The organism is Streptococcus suis (genome assembly GCF_019794615.1).
Lineage (GTDB): Bacteria > Bacillota > Bacilli > Lactobacillales > Streptococcaceae > Streptococcus > Streptococcus suis_AI.
In genome coordinates, this window is the sequence record NZ_JAIMDU010000067.1 from 1 (window position 1) to 2,861 (window position 2,861).

Annotated in this window: 1 tRNA gene and 2 rRNA genes; all 3 read left to right on the forward strand. The window is 48.0% G+C overall.

Features of this window, described 5'->3' with window-relative positions:
- The first annotated feature begins 74 nt into the window (after nt 1-74).
- Nucleotides 75-1,631, forward strand: a 16S ribosomal RNA gene (locus K6V43_RS11295).
- 223 nt (nt 1,632-1,854) lie between these two features.
- Nucleotides 1,855-1,927: transfer RNA gene (locus K6V43_RS11300), tRNA-Ala, on the forward strand.
- 300 nt (nt 1,928-2,227) lie between these two features.
- Nucleotides 2,228-2,861 (forward strand): 23S ribosomal RNA (locus tag K6V43_RS11305); the annotation flags it as partial.

Consider the following 2,861-nt stretch of genomic DNA (forward strand, 5'->3'; position numbering starts at 1 on the left):
AGGATAAATCGTCAATGACAAAACAAAAACAATAAAACGGAAAGCTAGCAATAGCTTGAGTTTGAATCAAAACTTTTAATGAGAGTTTGATCCTGGCTCAGGACGAACGCTGGCGGCGTGCCTAATACATGCAAGTGGAACGCATGATTGATACCGGAGCTTGCTCCACCATTAATCATGAGTCGCGAACGGGTGAGTAACGCGTAGGTAACCTGCCTCATAGCGGGGGATAACTATTGGAAACGATAGCTAATACCGCATAACAGTATTTACCGCATGGTAGATGCTTGAAAGGAGCAACTGCTTCACTATGAGATGGACCTGCGTTGTATTAGCTAGTTGGTGGGGTAACGGCTCACCAAGGCATCGATACATAGCCGACCTGAGAGGGTGATCGGCCACACTGGGACTGAGACACGGCCCAGACTCCTACGGGAGGCAGCAGTAGGGAATCTTCGGCAATGGGGGGAACCCTGACCGAGCAACGCCGCGTGAGTGAAGAAGGTTTTCGGATCGTAAAGCTCTGTTGTAAGAGAAGAACGTGTGTGAGAGTGGAAAGTTCACACAGTGACGGTAACTTACCAGAAAGGGACGGCTAACTACGTGCCAGCAGCCGCGGTAATACGTAGGTCCCGAGCGTTGTCCGGATTTATTGGGCGTAAAGCGAGCGCAGGCGGTTTGATAAGTCTGAAGTAAAAGGCTGTGGCTTAACCATAGTACGCTTTGGAAACTGTCAAACTTGAGTGCAGAAGGGGAGAGTGGAATTCCATGTGTAGCGGTGAAATGCGTAGATATATGGAGGAACACCGGTGGCGAAAGCGGCTCTCTGGTCTGTAACTGACGCTGAGGCTCGAAAGCGTGGGGAGCGAACAGGATTAGATACCCTGGTAGTCCACGCCGTAAACGATGAGTGCTAGGTGTTGGGTCCTTTCCGGGACTCAGTGCCGCAGCTAACGCATTAAGCACTCCGCCTGGGGAGTACGACCGCAAGGTTGAAACTCAAAGGAATTGACGGGGGCCCGCACAAGCGGTGGAGCATGTGGTTTAATTCGAAGCAACGCGAAGAACCTTACCAGGTCTTGACATCCCAGTGACCGTCCTAGAGATAGGATTTTTCTTCGGAACACTGGTGACAGGTGGTGCATGGTTGTCGTCAGCTCGTGTCGTGAGATGTTGGGTTAAGTCCCGCAACGAGCGCAACCCCTATTGTTAGTTGCCATCATTCAGTTGGGCACTCTAGCGAGACTGCCGGTAATAAACCGGAGGAAGGTGGGGATGACGTCAAATCATCATGCCCCTTATGACCTGGGCTACACACGTGCTACAATGGCTGGTACAACGAGTTGCAAGTCGGTGACGGCAAGCTAATCTCTTAAAGCCAGTCTCAGTTCGGATTGTAGGCTGCAACTCGCCTACATGAAGTCGGAATCGCTAGTAATCGCGGATCAGCACGCCGCGGTGAATACGTTCCCGGGCCTTGTACACACCGCCCGTCACACCACGAGAGTTTGTAACACCCGAAGTCGGTGAGGTAACCTATTAGGAGCCAGCCGCCTAAGGTGGGATAGATGATTGGGGTGAAGTCGTAACAAGGTAGCCGTATCGGAAGGTGCGGCTGGATCACCTCCTTTCTAAGGAAATGGAACCTGTACGTGAGTCTTCTTTAATTTTGAGAGGTTTTGAACTAAGTAATGAGAACGTTAAGAAATCCGTATGAAAAAAGGAAACTGACGTAGTGTGATCAACACACAAGGAAGTTTATCTTTTTCACTTGGATATTAGTTCGAATACAATTTGACTTCTCAAAAGTCCCTTAATAGTTTTTAACAATACAGTAAACACGTAATTATACGTGGGGCCTTAGCTCAGCTGGGAGAGCGCCTGCTTTGCACGCAGGAGGTCAGCGGTTCGATCCCGCTAGGCTCCATTAGGATAGAAATCCTACTAAACTGAATACCAGTGAAGTTGAATTCACGACTAACTTCCTAGGAAAATAGATAATCTTCCTTGTGTGCAAGACACAACGTCAGATTCCTAATTTTCTACAGAAGTTTCGCAGAAGCGACCGTCGTTCATATCCTAAACTTGTCCATTGAAAATTGAATATCTATCAAACATTCCTTGTGTATCTGTAAGGATACATAAAGAAATAGTAACAAGAAAATAAACCGAAAACGCTGTGAATATTTAATGAGTTTTCTAATTTTTGAAAAAATTAGGTTAATAAGGTTAAGTTAATAAGGGCGCACGGTGGATGCCTTGGCACTAGAAGCCGAAGAAGGACGTGACTAACGACGAAATGCCTTGGGGAGCTGTAAGTAAGCAATGATCCAGGGATGTCCGAATGGGGGAACCCGGCAGGTAATGCCTGTCACTCACTACTGTTAAGGTAGTGAAGAGGAAGACGCAGTGAACTGAAACATCTAAGTAGCTGCAGGAAGAGAAAGCAAAAGCGATTGCCTTAGTAGCGGCGAGCGAAACGGCAGGAGGGCAAACCGAGGAGTTTACTCCTCGGGGTTGTAGGACTGCAATGTGGACTTAAAGAGTATAGAAGAACTACCTGGGAAGGTAGGCCAAAGAGAGTAATAGCCTCGTATTTGAAATATTCTTTATACCTAGCAGTATCCTGAGTACGGCGAGACACGCGAAATCTCGTCGGAATCTGGGAGGACCATCTCCTAACCCTAAATACTCTCTAGTGACCGATAGTGAACCAGTACCGTGAGGGAAAGGTGAAAAGTACCCCGGAAGGGGAGTGAAATAGAACCTGAAACCGTGTGCCTACAACAAGTTCGAGCCCGTTAATGGGTGAGAGCGTGCCTTTTGTAGAATGAACCGGCGAGTTACGATATGATGCGAGG